15 protein-coding genes and 1 tRNA gene are annotated in these 15472 nt (G+C 71.3%); 8 read left to right on the top strand and 8 right to left on the bottom strand.

The genetic code is table 11. From position 1 onward, the window contains the following. Nucleotides 1-80: 80 nt before the first annotated feature. The 6 genes from ACFWUY_RS07970 to ACFWUY_RS07945 form a co-directional block, all read right to left on the bottom strand. The gene (locus tag ACFWUY_RS07970) at nt 81-1196 is read right to left on the bottom strand and encodes a tryptophan dimethylallyltransferase family protein (protein WP_384103389.1); all 1116 of its coding nucleotides are present in this window, start codon (nt 1194-1196) and stop codon (nt 81-83) included. 224 nt (nt 1197-1420) lie between these two features. Next, complete coding sequence (locus ACFWUY_RS07965; protein WP_384103386.1) at nt 1421-2794, bottom strand: cytochrome P450; 1374 nt, start codon at nt 2792-2794, stop codon at nt 1421-1423. 5 nt (nt 2795-2799) lie between these two features. Next, nucleotides 2800-3402: an ATP/GTP-binding protein gene (locus tag ACFWUY_RS07960; RefSeq protein ID WP_384103383.1), complete on the bottom strand. Its 603-nt coding sequence runs from the start codon at nt 3400-3402 to the stop codon at nt 2800-2802. Then, the gene (locus tag ACFWUY_RS07955; protein WP_384103381.1) at nt 3377-3754 is read right to left on the bottom strand and encodes a DUF742 domain-containing protein; all 378 of its coding nucleotides are present in this window, start codon (nt 3752-3754) and stop codon (nt 3377-3379) included. The genes ACFWUY_RS07960 and ACFWUY_RS07955 overlap by 26 nt, the downstream gene beginning before the upstream one ends. Further along, nucleotides 3751-4152 (bottom strand): roadblock/LC7 domain-containing protein, encoded by a 402-nt coding sequence (locus ACFWUY_RS07950; RefSeq protein WP_384103378.1) that lies wholly within the window; start codon nt 4150-4152, stop codon nt 3751-3753. Before ACFWUY_RS07950 ends, ACFWUY_RS07955 begins: the two co-directional genes overlap by 4 nt. Beyond that, nucleotides 4149-5315, bottom strand: a complete 1167-nt coding sequence (locus ACFWUY_RS07945; RefSeq protein ID WP_384103373.1) for a sensor histidine kinase — start codon at nt 5313-5315, stop codon at nt 4149-4151. Before ACFWUY_RS07945 ends, ACFWUY_RS07950 begins: the two co-directional genes overlap by 4 nt. Nucleotides 5316-6408: 1093 nt before the next feature. Between ACFWUY_RS07945 and ACFWUY_RS07940 the strand changes: the two genes are divergently transcribed. The 5 genes from ACFWUY_RS07940 to ACFWUY_RS07920 are packed head-to-tail and all read left to right on the top strand — an operon-like array spanning nt 6409 to nt 10153. Beyond that, the gene (locus tag ACFWUY_RS07940) at nt 6409-8169 is read left to right on the top strand and encodes an ATP-binding protein (protein ID WP_384103367.1); all 1761 of its coding nucleotides are present in this window, start codon (nt 6409-6411) and stop codon (nt 8167-8169) included. Nucleotides 8170-8174: 5 nt separating this feature from the next. Beyond that, nucleotides 8175-8609, top strand: a complete 435-nt coding sequence (locus tag ACFWUY_RS07935) for a roadblock/LC7 domain-containing protein (RefSeq protein WP_384103363.1) — start codon at nt 8175-8177, stop codon at nt 8607-8609. 2 nt (nt 8610-8611) lie between these two features. Next, complete coding sequence (locus ACFWUY_RS07930; RefSeq protein ID WP_073812833.1) at nt 8612-8983, top strand: DUF742 domain-containing protein; 372 nt, start codon at nt 8612-8614, stop codon at nt 8981-8983. Then, nucleotides 8961-9584 carry an ATP/GTP-binding protein gene (locus tag ACFWUY_RS07925; protein WP_384103360.1) on the top strand — a complete coding sequence of 208 codons (624 nt, stop codon included), beginning with the start codon at nt 8961-8963 and terminating at the stop codon, nt 9582-9584. Before ACFWUY_RS07930 ends, ACFWUY_RS07925 begins: the two co-directional genes overlap by 23 nt. After that, nucleotides 9581-10153: a GAF domain-containing protein gene (locus ACFWUY_RS07920; protein ID WP_384103357.1), complete on the top strand. Its 573-nt coding sequence runs from the start codon at nt 9581-9583 to the stop codon at nt 10151-10153. Before ACFWUY_RS07925 ends, ACFWUY_RS07920 begins: the two co-directional genes overlap by 4 nt. A 91-nt stretch (nt 10154-10244) precedes the next feature. Here the strand turns inward: ACFWUY_RS07920 and ACFWUY_RS07915 are convergent, their stop codons facing one another. After that, the gene (locus ACFWUY_RS07915; protein ID WP_384103355.1) at nt 10245-11453 is read right to left on the bottom strand and encodes an acyl-CoA dehydrogenase family protein; all 1209 of its coding nucleotides are present in this window, start codon (nt 11451-11453) and stop codon (nt 10245-10247) included. A gap of 512 nt (nt 11454-11965) precedes the next feature. Between ACFWUY_RS07915 and ACFWUY_RS07910 the strand changes: the two genes are divergently transcribed. Beyond that, nucleotides 11966-12039, top strand: a tRNA-Pro gene (locus ACFWUY_RS07910). A gap of 77 nt (nt 12040-12116) precedes the next feature. Here ACFWUY_RS07910 and ACFWUY_RS07905 read toward each other — a convergent pair. Continuing rightward, nucleotides 12117-12491: a DUF6193 family natural product biosynthesis protein gene (locus ACFWUY_RS07905; RefSeq protein WP_384103352.1), complete on the bottom strand. Its 375-nt coding sequence runs from the start codon at nt 12489-12491 to the stop codon at nt 12117-12119. A gap of 222 nt (nt 12492-12713) precedes the next feature. On the opposite strand from ACFWUY_RS07905, the gene ACFWUY_RS07900 reads away from it, so the two are divergent. Both ACFWUY_RS07900 and ACFWUY_RS07895 read left to right on the top strand, forming a co-directional pair. Then, nucleotides 12714-14528, top strand: coding sequence for an ABC transporter ATP-binding protein (locus tag ACFWUY_RS07900; protein ID WP_384103349.1), 1815 nt, complete (start codon nt 12714-12716; stop codon nt 14526-14528). Between the two features lie 67 nt (nt 14529-14595). Continuing rightward, nucleotides 14596-15472 (top strand): phosphotransferase family protein (locus ACFWUY_RS07895; protein WP_384103346.1); only part of this gene is annotated, 877 nt, incomplete at its 3' end.

The following is a 15472-nucleotide window of genomic DNA, read 5'->3' as shown; positions in this document are numbered from 1 at the left end:
CCGCGCCCGCCCCCTCCGACGGTGAAGCCCCCGGAAGCTCCCGGTGGATCTCCACCGGGAGCGTCGCCGTCGGGGTGCCGCTAGACCTCCGCCGCCGCGGACCGCCACAGTTGCGTCGGCGGCCTGACGGCGTAGGCCTCCGACGAGAGGTACGCGGTCACCCGGGGCGGGTGGCCCTGCTGGTGGGCGAGCGCGAGGTAGGCGATGAGGCCCACTCCGTCCTCCGGCCGCCGCGTGGTGAGGGCGGACAGCGAACGGGCCAGCGGGGCGGGGTCCATGCCGTGGCTCCGCAGGACGTCCGCCGCCCGGTCGAGGACCTCGCCGTCGTCGCGGGCGTAGTCACGCACCGGGATGTGGAGGGTGAAGCCGCTGGGGCGGCCGGTCTCCGTCTCGGTGAAGGAGTGGCAGGACAGGCCGGGCCGCCGGTCGAGGTCGCCGCCGGCGGCGGTGGCCCGGAAGAACTCCTGGATCTCCGCGGGCCCCGGGCCGGAGCCCGTGCGGGACAGGCCGCCCGCCTCGGTGGCCGACAGGTCGAGGTGCCGGACGTAGACCTTCACCCGCGGCGTCTCCCAGTGGCCCAGGTCCAGGGCGAGGAAGGGGTGGCCGTCGGCCTTCGGCAGCGCCGCGTACGCCCGCTTGTGGCCGAGTCGGCGCAGAGCCTTCCGCACGATCTTGGCGGAACGTTTCGCCCCTGACGCGGCCGGGTTCAGGTACACCTTGACCTTGGGCACGCCGCCGGGCACCAGCTCCAGCGCGATCCACAGCGCCAGCGGGCCCTTCGGCTCGGCCGGGAAGAAGAGGTCCTCGATCTCGTCGAGCCGCTCGGTGGAGAAGTCCCAGCGCCGGGCCATCGCGCGGACGACGTCCAGACCGACCCGGCCGTTCTCCGCCCGGGTGTCCGCGCCGCAGCCCGGCTCCACCAGCACGCGCAGTGCCGGGGCCCGGCCGGGGCTGAAGGAGAGCGAGTACTCGACGGGGGTGTGGTCGTCGGAGAGGAAGGTCCGCGTCGGCGGCGGCAGGGCGAGCGACCGCTCGGCGGCCGGGCCCAGCGCCTCGACCAGGGTGTGCGCGTACGTCTCCGTGTCGGCCGGAGAGAGCCCCGCGACGTCGCAGAGGCGTACCAACTGGGCCCGGGTGAAGGTGCCGAGCGTGTCGGCCCCCCGGTCCGGAGCGGTGTCGGACAGCAAGCCGTTCACCGGCCCCCCGCCAGAACTCGGGGCACGCATGAAGATACCCGCCGGCGAGGGCGGGTATCCCGGTGCGAACCGACACGAAGCGGTGGTTCTGACAAAGCGGTGTCGGTGGATATATGCCCCACGACTGCTCCTCTACCTCATACGCAACATTGATGCCGCGGTGATCACTACCCCTGCGATCGAATAGTCATGCAGGGATGTGGAGGAGAGGGAGAATCCGTGGATCAGTTGGTGAGCCAGGACAGGAACTGGCTCCAGCGGCCCTTCCGTTCGCCCTTGCCCTCCCCGCCGGACTGATCGCCGGCCCGGTCGCCGGACCGCGCGCCGGGCGCGGTGGCGCCCGTGCCGGACCGCCCGTCGCCGTGTCCCGACGGGGGGACGGGGGTGAAGGTGGCGGGCAGCGTGGCCAGGGCCCGGTTGAAGGGACCGGGACGCCAGATCAGACTGTCCTCCGGTACGGCGAGTTCGACGTCCGGCAGCCGGTTGAGCAGGTGCTCGATGGCCGTGACGGTGATGTGCCGGGCGGGCTCCTTGGAGGGGCAGCCGTGCGGGCCGGCGCTCCACGCCAGGTGGGACCGGTTGCTGCCGGCCGTGCGGGCGGCCGTCAGCACGGGTCCCGTGTTGGCGGCGGCGAAGCTCACCAGCATCAGGTCCCCGGCCCGCACCTTCTCGCCCGCGAACTCCATGTCCGCGGCCGGGTAGTGGGGCGCGTAGTTCGACATCGGCGGGTTGTCCCACAGCGTGTCGTCGAGCGCCTCCCCGATCAGACCGCCGCCGTCGGCGTACCGGTCGTCGGTGAGCAGCCGGTGCAGGGTGTTGCCGATGAGGTTGCGCAGCGGTTCCGCGCCCGCGCCGAGGAGCAGGGCGAGCTGGTCGACCATCTCCTGGTCGGTCAGGTTGGCGCGGTGCTGCATCAGCCAGGACGTGACGTCGTCGCCGGGCCGGCTCCGCTTGAGCGTGACCAGTTCCTGCACGGCCCCGAACAGCACCGCGGTCGCCTTCTCGGCGTTCACCCCGTCGAACATCCCCGTGATGCCGAACAGCACCCGGTCGCCGATGCCGGCCGGGCAGCCGAAGAGTTCGTTGAAGACGAACAGCGGGAGCTGCTTGGCGTAGTCGCCGAGGAGGTCCGCCGAGCCGCGGGAGGAGAACTGGGCGATCAGGTAGTCCGAGATCCGCTCGGTGTTCCGGGCCAGCCGGTGCGAGTCGACCCGGGCCATGCTGTCCGTGATCGCCTGGCGCAGCCGCAGGTGCTCGCCGCCGTCGCTGAACATGCAGTTCTGCCGGTACGCGAGGAGGGGCACGACCGGGCTGTCCCGAGGGACCCGGCCCTCGGTGAAGTCCCGCCACAGGCGGGCGTCCTTGCGGAAGGACGCGGAGTCCTGGAGCAGCTGGAGCGCCGTCGCGTAGTCGGTGACGAGAGTGGCCTCCACCCCGGGGGCGAGCTCCACGGGAGCGGTGGGGCCGTAGTGGCGCAGATGGGCGTAGTACGCCTGCGGGTCCGCGGCGAACCCCGGTCCGTGCAGGGGGACCCGGGCGCCCGAGCCGTGGGCGGGGCAGCCGGGCGGGGGCGCCGGAGCGGGGGTCTGGGGGTCCATGTCGGCTACTGCTCCTGTCGGGCGCGGTCCAGCAAGAAGCGGACCAGGGTGGTCAGTGCGCCGGCGGACGACTGCTCGTCGCGCGCGTCGCAGGTGACGACGGGGGTGTCGTCGAGCAGGTCCAGCGCCTCGCGCAACGCCGCCTCGTCCCGCAGGGGCGAGCCGTCGAAGTGGTTGACGGCGATGGCGTATTCCAGTCCGTACTGTTCGATCAGGTCGATGACCCCGAAGGAGTCCGCGAGCCGCTCGGGGTCGACGAGGACCAGCGCACCGAGGGCCCCGCGCGAGAGGTCCTCCCACATCTGCACGAACCGGTGCTGGCCGGGGGTGCCGAACAGGTACAGCACGATGCGGTCGCTGATGGTCAGGCGGCCGAAGTCCATGGCGACCGTGGTGGTGGTCTTGCCCCGGACGCCCTTGAGGTCGTCGACGTGCTCGGCGGCCTGCGTCATCCGCTCCTCGGTGGTCAGCGGCTCGATCTCGGAGATCGAGCCGATGAACGTGGTCTTGCCCACCGCGAAGTGTCCGACGACGAGGATCTTCACCGGGATCTGCGAGGCCCCGTCGCGTACGTAGTCCTGCTCACCCAAACTTGGCGCGGAGACCATTGAGCACCTCCTCCAGGATCTCCCGGTCGGCGAGGACGGCCCGGCGCACCGGCGAGCGGGTGATGAGGTAGCCGCCCTCGGTCAGGGCGGCGAGGAGGATCTTCACCACGCCGAGCGGCAGCCGGGTGTGGCCGGCGATCTCGGCGACCGACAGGTAGCCGGCGGAGCAGATGTCGAGCAGCCGCTGCTCCTCGGGGGAGAGCCGGGTGGGCCGCTGGCCCTCCTCGGGCGCCGCCGTCACCAGCGTGATCAGGGAGAGCTGGTCCTCGTCGGGCAGGCCGCGTCCCTTGGTGATGACGTACGGCCGGACCAGCTCGGCGGCCTCCGGCTCCCACTCCTCGCGTCCCGTCATGAGCGCGCGCCGAGGTTCTCGCGCGGCGGCGTCATGAGCACCTTGCCGAGCTGGCCGACGAGCTGCTGCATCCGGAAGGTGATGTCCGCCATGTCGACGTCCGGGGACGCGGAGACGCCGAGATAGGCACCTTCACCGGCGGAGATCAGGAAGACCCAGCCGCCGTCGAACTCGACCAGGGTCTGCCGCCACTGCGCGCGCGGGTCCTCGCAGAAGAAGCCGAGCGAGCGGCTCAGCGACTGCACACCGCTCATCGCGGCCGCGACGCGGTCGGCGTTGTCCTTGTCGTAGTCGTTCGACCTGGCCATCAACAGGCCGTCGGCGGATATCAGGACCGCGTGCAGCGCCCCGGGAATCTCCAGGGCGCTGTCGAGCATCCATGACAGATCGTCGTTCACGAGACCTCATGTCCTTCGCTGCTTGCACCAGATGTGCTGCTCGTCCGGTCCGGCGCCTCCGGGAAGGAGGCCCGGCCGGACTGCGTGCCCCGCTGGAAGGCACCCATGATCGCCGCCGCTTCGGCGTCGGAGCGGCTCGGAGCCTGTGCGGGCGTACTGCTGTGCACGATGGCCATCGGCCGCTTGCGCCGCCGCTTCGGCAGGTCGTCGGCGGCCGAGGGCGTCGCGGGTACGGCTTCGGGCCCGCCCGGGTGCGGTACGTCGGGAGTGGTCACGGGCGGCGCGGCGGGCTTCTGCACCGGCACGCTGGTGAGCAGCTCGTGCGGCAGCAGGACGACCGCGCGGACGCCGCCGTAGGGGGAGGACGAGTCCACGGACACCTCGAAGCCGAAGCGCTCGCACAGCACGCCGATCACCGCGAAGCCGAACTGCGGCGGGTTGCCGAGTCCGGAGACGCCGGTGACGCGGTTGCTGGAGAGCAGCCCCTCGGCACGGGCCCGCTCCTCGTCGCTCATGCCGACGCCCGCGTCGTCGACGACGATGCACACGCCCTTGGGCACGGTACGGGTGTTGATCTCGACGACGGTGTCCGGGCTGGAGTAGCTGGTCGCGTTGTCGAGGAGCTCGGCCAGCGCCAGTGCCACCGGCTCGACGGCGCGGCTGGTGATGCCGAAGTCGACGCGCGAGAGGATCTCCACGCGCCGGAAGTGCCGGATCCTGCCCTGGGCGCTGCGGACCACGTCGTACACGGACGCCGGGTCGCGGTGGCGGCCGAGCCAGCCGTCGCAGAGCACGGCGATGGACTGCGCGCGCCGGCCGAACTGCGAGTTGGTGTGGTCGATCTCGAGCAGGTCCTGGAGCATGGCGGACTCGCCGTACTTGCTCTGCAGCCGTGAGACGACCAGCTGCTGTTCGGCGGCGAGGCCCTGGAGCGTCCGCATCGCGGACTTCAGGACGGTCTTCGTCGCTTCCTCGGCCTGTTCCTGCGCCGCCTCGACGGACTGTGTGTAGTGGTTCTCCAGATCGGAGTAATGGCTCCGGAGCCCGTCGATCTGCTGCCTCAGAGCCTTGGCCGCCTTGCGCTGGCGGACGAGGACGACGATGGCGACAAGAACGAGGAGCGACAGAGCCCAGAGCACCGGGTTCTGTATGTATTCCGTCATAAGACTCTCTTCAGGCGACCGACGGCCAGTTGCTGAATTCCCGTCAATGCGGTGGACCGGCGGACCGCCCGCAACGGGACGCCTACCTGGATGCCCCCGAAGTCGGAGGTGTCGTCCTGCGCTCATCCGCCTGCCCCGCTTGCACGGAGATCGTATCACTGTGCGATTACGTGACGATCCGTCAATAGACGCGGTGACCAGACCAATCGGACGGTGGGGGACGGGCCGGGCCCGTGGATCCGCGCCGACCGGACGGAAGGCCGGCGACGGAGTGCGTCGCCCTCGTCCGCTCGACCTCGGGCGCACGCGAGGGCGACAGGGTCCGTAAGGCCGCCGCCCGGGGAGGCCCGGCTCTTACCGACGGTCACCTGCCGGCGGTCGCCGGATCGGGTGTGACCGCGAACCCGGGCACCGGCGCGGACGTCCGAAGGGCGCCCGGCGGGCCCGGGGCGGGCGGGCGGCCCGGGTGTGCCGGAAGCGGCACGGGCCCCCTGGCGGCCCGCGCGGCCCGCGCGGTCCGCACCCCGCCGGGGGATTCCGGTAGGGGGCGATTCCCGTAGCGGACGGAGGCGTGGGAACGCCTCCGTCCTCTTCCGCTCCCGGTCCCCGACCGCCTTTCCACGCCACGGCATCGAATTCCGGACGACAGTTCTCGGCCTGTCGTGCGAGGGGCGATACCAGACCGGGCCGCTCGGCGGGTAAGTTTGCCAACTGCGCACCGCACATGAACGGTTGACGACTACAGTGTGTGGTTGCTGATCATCGGTAGGCCCCTCGCACCCCTGTCGTCCACCCCCGGAAAAACCCCGGAGAATCCTCCGGAAAAGCCCCCCGAAAAGTCACCTGAGACCCCCTGAACAACGCCCGCAGCACCTCCCGCAGTACGCCGATTCCCGGGCACGTACCAAGGACACTCATGTCTCAACTTCGCGCACCCGCCTCGCGGTCAGAACGACGCGAGGGCGGGCGGCACGGCCGGTCAGGCGCCCGCTCCGCCCCCGGTACCAGCAGCGCCCCCCCGGCACACTCCTCCCCCTCCTCCCCGCAGCACACGACGGAAGCCCGCATACGCTCCCAACTCCTGCGCACCTCCGTGCTTCCCGCCGTCGCGGTGGCACTCGGCGGGGCCGCGGCCGTCCTCTTCACCATCCGGTCCACCGGCGCCGGCCCCACCCCCGGCCTCTGGGCGGCGCTCACCGGAGCCGCCGCCCTCACCGTCGCCTCCGTGACGGCCGCCGCGCTCGGCGCGGACCGGGCGGCGAAGGCGGTGCTCGACCGCTGCAACGCCCTGCGCCGCACCAGCGCCCGCGGCCAGAGCGAACTGCGTGTGGTCGTCGAACAGCTGCGCAGGGGCGAGGGGCTGCCGCCCCGCCCCGCGCTGCCGACCGCCGCCTCCGGCGACGAGTTCGACCTGCTCTCGCAGGAACTGACGCGTTCCCACGAAGCCGCCGTGGCGGCCGTCGTGGAGGCGTCCCGGCTCTCCAGCAGCGTCGGGAACGAACAGAAGGTCGAGGTCTTCGTCAACCTCGCCCGGCGCCTGCAGTCCCTGGTCCACCGCGAGATCCAGCTCCTCGACGAGCTGGAGAACGAGGTCGAGGACCCGGAGCTGCTCAAGGGCCTGTTCCACGTCGACCACCTGGCCACCCGCATCCGCCGGCACGCCGAGAACCTCGCCGTGCTCGGCGGCGCGATCTCCCGCCGCCAGTGGTCGAACCCGGTCACCATGACCGAGGTGCTGCGCTCCTCCATCGCGGAGGTCGAGCAGTACCCGCGCGTGAAGCTCGTACCGCCGATCGACGGTACGCTCCGGGGCCATGCCGTGGCCGACGTCATCCACCTCCTCGCCGAACTCGTCGAGAACGCGACGCTGTTCTCCGCGCCGCACACCACGGTGCTGCTCCGCGCGCAGTACGTCACGGCCGGCCTCGCGATCGAGGTCGAGGACCGCGGTCTCGGCATGCCCGTCACCGAGCAGAACAAGATGAACGCCCTGCTCGCCGACCCCGACCAGGTCAACGTCGCGCATCTGCTGCAGGACGGCCGGATCGGACTCTTCGTCGTCTCGGCGCTCGCCCGCCGGCACGGCATCGCCGTACGCCTCCAGTCCAACATCTACGGAGGGGTCCAGGCCGTCCTCGTGCTGCCGCAGGGCCTCCTCGGCGCCGACCCCGAGGGGCTCGCCCAGCACGAGCGCCAGGCCGCCGCGACCCCCGGTTCCGCCGCGGTCCCGCCGAACCAGGTGCAGATGCAGCCCCAGCCGACGGCGCAGCCCCAGCCGACGGCGCAGTCACCGTCGCACGCGCCGTCCCGGCCCGCGCCCCCGGCCGCCGTCCCGACGGCGACCCCGGCCCACGCCCCCCTGACGGCCCCGACGACGACACAGGCGCCCCCCCAGGCGCCCGCGCACGCGGCCATGGGCACGGCCCCCACCGCACCCGTACCGCAGCCCGCGCCCTCCCCGGAGTGGGCCCCCGCCCGCCACGAGGCCCCCCGCGCCGCCGACCCGCTCGCCCACCCCCGTACGAGTGAACGGCCGGACGGGTACGCGGACTCCGGCCGCACCCCCGCGGTACCGGACCGGTCGGCCGGCGCCGACCCCGCCGGCCCGCCGGCCTCCCTTCTGTCGCCGCTCCCCCCGGCGCCCGAGGCCCACGGCCGGCCCGTACTCCCCAAGCGGCGGGCCCAGGAGCACATCGTCCCGCAGCTGCGCGACGAGCCCGCGGCCCGCAGGCCCGAGGAGCACACCCTGCACGACCCCGGCCTGATGGCCGCGTTCCAGCGCGGCATCGGTCTCGCCGAATCCCAGCCCGCCCCCCACGAATCGCTGCGTCCAGGCGACGCGCACAAGGAGTAGACATCATGGCGAGCAATGTGCCGACCGGCCATTCCTCGGACCTCGACTGGCTGCTGAGCGGACTGGTCCAGCGGGTCCCGTACACCCGCAACGCGGTTCTGCTCTCCTCCGACGGCCTCGTGAAGTCCGTCCACGGCCTCGACCCCGACGCGGCCGACCACATGGCGGCCCTGGCCTCCGGGCTCTACTCGCTCGGCCGCAGCGCGGGCGCCCGCTTCGGAGACGGCGGTGAGGTCCGGCAGGTGGTCGTGGAGCTCGACTCCACCCTCCTGTTCGTCACCACCGCGGGCTCCGGCACCTGTCTGGCGGTCCTGGCCGGGCGCGAGGCGGACGCCGCGGTCCTCGGGTACGAGATGGCGATGCTCGTCAAGAGCGTCCGGCCGTACCTGGTCACCCCCGCCCGGCAGGCCGCCGGAGTGGTGGGTGGCATCGGCCGGTGAACGTGACGTCCCCCCAGGAAGGGCCCTGGCTCGACGACGCGGCCGGCCGGCTGATCCGTCCGTACACCGTCAGCGGCGGCCGGACCAAACCGACCACCGCACTGGACCTGCTGTCCATGGTGATGGCGACCGGATCGTCACCCCAGGCCCATATGGGACCCGAGCACAGCCTGGCCCTCGGGCTGTGCGACGGGCCCACGTCGGTGGCCGAGATCGCGGCGCACTTACGGCTCCCGGCCGTGGTCACCAAGGTCCTGCTCTCCGACCTCGTGGACTGCGGGGCGCTCACCGCCCGCGCTCCCCGGTTCCACGCCAACCCAACCGACCGTTCCTTGCTGGAGGCAGTGCTCGATGGCCTACGACAACGGCTCTGAGCGCCACGACGGTTCCGCGGCCGATCCCTTCCCCACCGCGCTCAAGATCCTGGTGGCGGGCGGCTTCGGCGTCGGCAAGACGACCCTCGTGGGCGCGGTCAGCGAGATCGAACCGCTGAGCACCGAAGAGCTCCTGACCTCGGCCGGCGCGGCCACCGACAGCCTGGAGGGCGTGGAGTCCAAGACCACGACCACCGTGGCCATGGACTTCGGCCGCATCACGCTCGACGACCGTCATGTGCTCTACCTCTTCGGTACCCCGGGCCAGGAACGCTTCTGGTTCATGTGGGACGAACTCTCCGAGGGCGCGCTCGGGGCGGTCGTCCTCGCCGACACCCGCAGGCTCCAGGACTGCTTCTCCGCCGTGGACTTCTTCGAACGGCGGGGCATCCGGTTCGTCGTGGCGATCAACGAGTTCGACGGCTCCTTCCGCTACGAACCGGACGAGGTACGGGCCGCGCTCGACCTCAGGCCGGAGGTGCCGGTCGTCCTCTGCGACGCCCGGATCTCCAGCTCCGGCATCCGCACCCTGCTGACCCTCGTCCAGCATCTGCTCACCACCATCCCGGCCACCGTGCCGAGCTACGGAGCCACGCCATGACGTACGACCCCACCGGTCACCTCCTGCTGACCCCCGTCGACAAGGACGCGCCCGCCCGCGTGCGGCGGCTGCGCGAACTGGGTCTCGGGGAGCGGCCGGAGCCGGCGTTCGACGAGTTCGCCCACCGTCTCGCGGACGTGACCGGGGCCCCGTTCTCGATGGTCAACTTCATCGACGAGAACCGGCAGTTCTTCGCGGGCCTGCACACCCCCGAGGGCACCCACTCGGGCAGCGACCTGGGCGCGGCAGCCGCGGGCGCCGGCGGCGTCGGCCGCTTCATGGCCCGTGACCACGGCTACTGCCCGCACGTCGTGGTGCGGCGCAAGGCGCTCGTCCTCGAGGACGTCTGCGACTACCCGCGCTTCGCGGGGAACCCGGTCGTGGACGAGATCGGCATCCGCTCGTACATGGGCGCTCCGCTGATCGACCGTACGGGAGTGGCTCTCGGCACCATCTGTGTCGTCGACACCGACGTCCGGCCGTGGGGGCGCGCCGGCCTCGAGACGATCAAGGCGATGGCGGCCGAACTGATGGAGCAGATCCACCGGCGTGAGGACGGCATGTTCTGACCGCCGCCATCCGACGAGCGGGGAGCCCCGGTACGGCCGACAGCCGTACCGGGGCTCCCGGCGTTCCAGGGCTTCCGGCGTTCCGGGGGCGTCAGGCGTGCACCGGCTCCGGTTCGGGCGTACGGACGAGCTCGGACAGCCGTTCCGACCAGCTGCCCTTGTCCTGGCCGAGGGCGACCTCGGCCAGCCGGAGGAGCTGGATGTCGGAGGTGCCCGCCGGGGCGAAGATGTGGTGCGCGTCCCGGAGGTACCGCTCGATGGCCCGGTCCGTGAAGAGACCGGCGGCGGCGTGGATCTCCATGGCGTTGCGGCCGGAGTCGATCGCCGACTCGACGTTGACGAGCTTGGCGTTCATCAGCTCGGTGTCGCAGGAAAGGCCCTGGTCGAGCAGGTGCACGGCGTGGTACGCGGCCAGCCGGGCGGTCATCAGCCGGGACTGCATCTGGCCCAGCTTCAGCTTGACCGTGGGCAGGTCGTGGAGCGGCTTGCCGTACCGGATGCGCTCGGAGGCGAAGCGGGTGGTCTCCTCCAGGATCGCCTGGTGGATGCCGAGCGAGACGGCGGTCAGGTTGGCCCGGCCGTAGAGCACGCTGGAGGAGTACGCGACGGAGAGGCCGTCGCCCTCGTCGCCGAGCCGGTTGGACGCCGGGACACGGCAGTTCTCGAAGATCAACTCGCCGAAGCTGAAGCCGTGAAGTCCCATGGCCTGCTGCTGCGGGCCGGTCCTGAACCCCGGACGATCGGATTCGACCAGGAAGGCGGTGAGTCCCTTCGAACCGGGACCGGTCCTGACCACGACTCCGTGCAGGTCGCCCACGTGGCTGTTGCCGACGAAGACCTTGCTGCCGTTGAGGACGTAGTCGTCGCCGTCGCGCACCGCGCTGGCGCTCATCCCGAGGACATGACCACCGGACTCGGGCTCGGTGACCGCGATGGTGGGCAGGCACTCACCGGCGGCGATGGCCGGAAGCCAGGTCTTCCGCTGCTCGTCGCTGCCGAAGTGGACGATCTTGGCGGTGCCCAGCTGTGAGGCCTGGACCATGGCGCCCATGGCGCCGCTGACCCGGGACAGCTCCTCGATGATGATGGTCTTGGCCAGATGGCCGGCGCCCATGCCGCCGTACTCCTGGGCGATGGTCGCGCCCAGCCAGCCCTGCTCGGCGATCAGCCTGGACAGCTCGTGGTGGACCGTACGGGAGGCCTCCATCTCGGCTATCCGTGGCCGGACCTCACGCTCGGCGAAGTCGCGCACCGTCTGCCTGAGTTGATGATGCAGTCGACTGCTGAAGTAGCTGTCCACGCGAGTCCCTCCCTGCGAAACGCCTGATCGGTTGTCCGAACAGGTGGTGCATCGGCAGTGGTCCCGTCCCGAACAGGCCGACCACTTCATGGTGTTGATCTTTCCTGGACGGATCAATATCGCCACGATTTTTGTCCGAAACCCGAGCGCTTGACGATCGAATCCGGCTGTGTTTCGTGTGGTCTCGGTCCGCTCGACCCGATCCGCAGGGGAGTTACCGTGGACGTCTTTCTGCCACATGCCAACGGCAACCCGGGCGCGGGCATATGGACAGAAGAGCGGCCACTTCCCCACATGAGCGCTTTCACCCCTCAAGGGGTGGCATTCCGGAAGCCCGGCGCCCGGCGTACGGATGCGCTCCCCGGCGCGAAGGCGCGTCACGGAGGGTGAGCGAACCGCTCCCCGTGCGTGCCGCCGGGCGGGCGCCGGGAAAGGGTTCGTGACCACCAGGGAAAGTGCGGTATTGTTCTGATGCGCGTCCAGCCAGGGGAAACCCCAGGTCAGACGGGCACCGGGACGTGGCGCAGCTTGGTAGCGCACTTGACTGGGGGTCAAGGGGTCGCAGGTTCAAATCCTGTCGTCCCGACTCGAGAGAGTCGTTGTCGAGGGGCCGTTCCAGAGCAATCTGGAACGGCCCCTCGGCCGTTCCGCCGGCTCCCGCGGTCAGACCCGGCCCGCGCCTCCGAGCGCGGCGGGCCCGCACTCCTCCGGGAGGCCGGCGACCACCAGCGCGAACGCCTCCTCCAGGGTCTCCGCCCTGCCGATGGTCCCCACGCCCTTGGGCCCGCGCACCCGGAACCGCCCGTCGGCACCTCGCGGGCAGACCTGCCCCCCGACATGAGCGACCGGCATTCCGGTGCAGCCACTGAAGTACATGACTCCGTGACTCACCAGGGGGAGGAGCTGTCGCAGTCGCGGCTGCGCATGAGCCGCGCGGACGGTTTCCGCGTCGATCAGGTCGTGACTCCCGTCAAGGAGGAATCGCCATTCCCCGGCCACGATCTCCGCGGCACTTCGCGCATCGGCGTTGTCCGTCATCCCTCTGCTCTCACCTCGTGTGCTTCGGGAGCCTCGATCCTCTCCTTGCCCGAGCGCCGGCGGATCTCCCCCCGTACGCCCCTGATGTCGAACCGGGCGCCGAACACCGCCGCGGTGTGCCGGGCCGGAATTGTGCGGCCGGTAATAACCCTTGGACGGCGCGAGCGTTCGCACGGAACACTGCCGATCTTGTCCAGTTCCACACGACAAGACAGGGTTGGGATGGGAACGCCTGAATCGCGCAAAAGTTCGCACAGCAAGGGCTCGGTGCTCCTCGCACTTCGCTATTACGGACGGGAGTTGATCCGGCTCAAACGCTGGACGGTTCCCGCGATGCTGCTTCCGGCACTGGGCAACATCGGGATCTTCTACATCGTGCCGCTGGTCGTCGCGAAGCTCGTCGGCCGCGTCGCGGGGGACACCGGCGGCGGCGTCGGCCCGATGCTGCCCTACGTCCTCGCCTTCGCCGGGGTCCTGCTGTTCGCCGAGGCGCTGTGGCGCGTCGGACTGCACTGCCTGAACCGGCTCGACGCCCTCGGCATCGAGCACCTGTACGTGATCGGCATGGACGCGCTGTTCGCCAAGGACGCCGCCTTCTTCCACGACAACTTCGCCGGCTCGCTGACCAAGCGGGTCCTGAGCTTCGCCTCCCGCTTCGAGGAGTTCGTCGACACGCTCACCTTCTCCGTCATGGGGAAGTTCGTGCCCCTCCTGTTCGCGTCGGTGATCCTGTGGACGTACGACCCGCTGCTCGTCGTCGGACTCCTGACGATGATCGCGGTCACGACGCTGTGCGTGCGGCCCCTGATCCGGCGCAGACAGGCGCTCGTCGACGAGCGCGAGGAGGCGATCGCCCGGGTGTCGGGCCACGTCGCCGACAGCCTGATGAACATGGACACGGTCCGGTCGTTCGCCGCCGAGGAACGCGAGGCCGCCGAACACCGCTCCCGCGTCGCCGAATCGCGCCGCCTCACGCTGCGTTCGTGGGACTACGGCAACCTGCGCATCGACACGCTGATCGCACCGATGTCCGTACTGACCAACGTGATCGGCCTGGTGCTCGCCCTCTCGCTCGGCGCGGGAGAGCACGGCGCCGAGGCCGTCGTCGTCGCCTTCACCTATTACTCCAACGCCACCCGCATCATGTTCGAGTTCAACCAGATCTACCGCCGGCTGGAAAGCTCGATGACCGAGGCCGCGCAGTTCACCGAACTGCTGCTGACCCCGCCGACCGTACGGGACCCGGAGGTGCCGGAACCGCTCCTCTCCGAGGGTGCCGACGTGCGCTTCGAGAAGGTGACCTTCGCCCACGCGGGCGCGAAGCCGCTCTTCGAGGGACTCGACCTGGCCGTGCCCAGCGGCGCGAAAGTGGGCTTCGTCGGCCGGTCCGGCGGCGGCAAGACCACGCTCACCCGGTTGCTGCTGCGGATGACGGACATCGACGGTGGCCGGATCACGATCGGCGGACAGGACATCAGCAGGCTGCGACAGGCCGAACTGCGCGGCCTGATCGCCTATGTGCCGCAGGACCCGGCGATGTTCCACCGCACGCTGCGGGAGAACATCGCCTTCGCGCGGCCGGACGCCACCGACGCCGAGATCCGCCGGGCGGCCGAGGCGGCGCACGTCACGGAGTTCGTCGACACGCTTCCCGACGGCTTCGACACGATGGTGGGCGAGCGCGGGGTGAAGCTGTCCGGCGGCCAGCGCCAGCGGGTCGCCCTCGCGCGGGCCGTTCTGCGCGACGCGCCGATCCTGCTGCTCGACGAGGCGACCAGCGCCCTGGACTCGGAGAGCGAGATCCTCGTCCAGGACGCGCTCTGGCGCCTCATGGACGGGCGGACGGCCCTCGTGGTCGCCCACCGGCTGAGCACGGTCGCCGGCATGGACCAGCTCGTCGTCCTCGACGGCGGACGCATCGTCGAGCGGGGCACGCACCACGAACTGCTCGCCGCGGAGGGCGCGTACGCCAAGCTGTGGCAGCACCAGTCGGGCGGCTTCCTCGACGAGACCCCTGCCCGGGTCGACCTGGCGTAGCCCCCGAAGCGCCTCCGCGTCCGAAATCCCGTTGCCTCCCGTCCACGGGCGGCCTACGGTCCCGATCATGCTGCCTCCGGTGGAAACAGGCGAACAGTGGGACGCCGTCGTGACCGACGAGACGGTCATGCGGCCCGGAGCGGAGGACCTGTGCGCCCGCCTCGGTCTGGCCGGCGCGCCGCTGACGCGTTTCCCCGACGGGTCCCAGCCGGTGTACGCGGTGGGCGACGAGCACGTCCTCAAACTGTTCCCCGGCGCCGCCGCGCGGGACGGCGTCGCCGAGGGGCGCGTCCTGGCCCACCTCCAGGGGCGGCTCCCCGTGGCGACGCCGCGGGTGCGCGAGTCCGGCGCGTACGAGAACGGCTGGCGGTTCGTCCTGATGTCCCGGCTCCGCGGCGAGAACCTGGCCCACGCCTGGGAGCGCATACCGCCGGCCCACCGGGAACGGCTCGTCACCGAGATCGGCGAGGCCGTCGCCGTGCTCCACTCCCTCGATCCCGGCCCCCTCGACGACGTCCTGGGCCCGGGGGACTGGGGCGGCTTCCTGGACCGCAGGCGAGCGGGCGCCGTGGAACAGCAGCGCGCGCACGGACTCCCGGACGGCTGGCTCGAGCAGATCCCGGACTTCCTCGACGCGGTCCCGCTGCCGCGCGCCCCGCACCGGTCCCTGCTGCACACCGAGGTGATGCGGCAGCACTTCCTCGTCGATCCCGACGGGTGGCGCCTGACCGGACTCTTCGACTTCGAACCGGCCATGACCGGCGACCGCGCGTACGACTTCGTCGGTGTCGGCCTGTTCGTGACCCGTGGTGGGGCGGGGCGGCGGTGGCGGCGCGCCCACCCCGGGGGGCCCCCCCGCCGGCCCCCGCGGCGCCCCGCGCGCCCGGCCGGGAGTAACCCCCCCCGCCGCCGCACGGGGGGCCCGTCACCCGGCTGGGGCGGTG

It is taken from the genome of Streptomyces sp. NPDC058664 (genome assembly GCF_042716635.1).
Classification (GTDB): domain Bacteria; phylum Actinomycetota; class Actinomycetes; order Streptomycetales; family Streptomycetaceae; genus Streptomyces.
Note: the sequence above shows the minus strand (reverse complement) of the source record. Positions and strands in the feature narration are given on the sequence as shown.

What these genes read in the sequence shown, in the direction of transcription:
- ACFWUY_RS07965 (WP_384103386.1), bottom strand. Translation starts at nt 2,794, where the DNA reads ATGGACCCCCAGACCCCCGCTCCGGCGCCCCCGCCCGGCTGCCCCGCC.
- ACFWUY_RS07955 (WP_384103381.1), bottom strand. Translation starts at nt 3,754, where the DNA reads ATGACGGGACGCGAGGAGTGGGAGCCGGAGGCCGCCGAGCTGGTCCGG.
- ACFWUY_RS07920 (WP_384103357.1), top strand. Translation starts at nt 9,581, where the DNA reads ATGACGTACGACCCCACCGGTCACCTCCTGCTGACCCCCGTCGACAAG.
- ACFWUY_RS07960 (WP_384103383.1), bottom strand. Translation starts at nt 3,402, where the DNA reads ATGGTCTCCGCGCCAAGTTTGGGTGAGCAGGACTACGTACGCGACGGG.
- ACFWUY_RS07905 (WP_384103352.1), bottom strand. Translation starts at nt 12,491, where the DNA reads ATGACGGACAACGCCGATGCGCGAAGTGCCGCGGAGATCGTGGCCGGG.
- ACFWUY_RS07945 (WP_384103373.1), bottom strand. Translation starts at nt 5,315, where the DNA reads ATGACGGAATACATACAGAACCCGGTGCTCTGGGCTCTGTCGCTCCTC.
- ACFWUY_RS07935 (WP_384103363.1), top strand. Translation starts at nt 8,175, where the DNA reads ATGGCGAGCAATGTGCCGACCGGCCATTCCTCGGACCTCGACTGGCTG.
- ACFWUY_RS07900 (WP_384103349.1), top strand. Translation starts at nt 12,714, where the DNA reads ATGGGAACGCCTGAATCGCGCAAAAGTTCGCACAGCAAGGGCTCGGTG.
- ACFWUY_RS07925 (WP_384103360.1), top strand. Translation starts at nt 8,961, where the DNA reads ATGGCCTACGACAACGGCTCTGAGCGCCACGACGGTTCCGCGGCCGAT.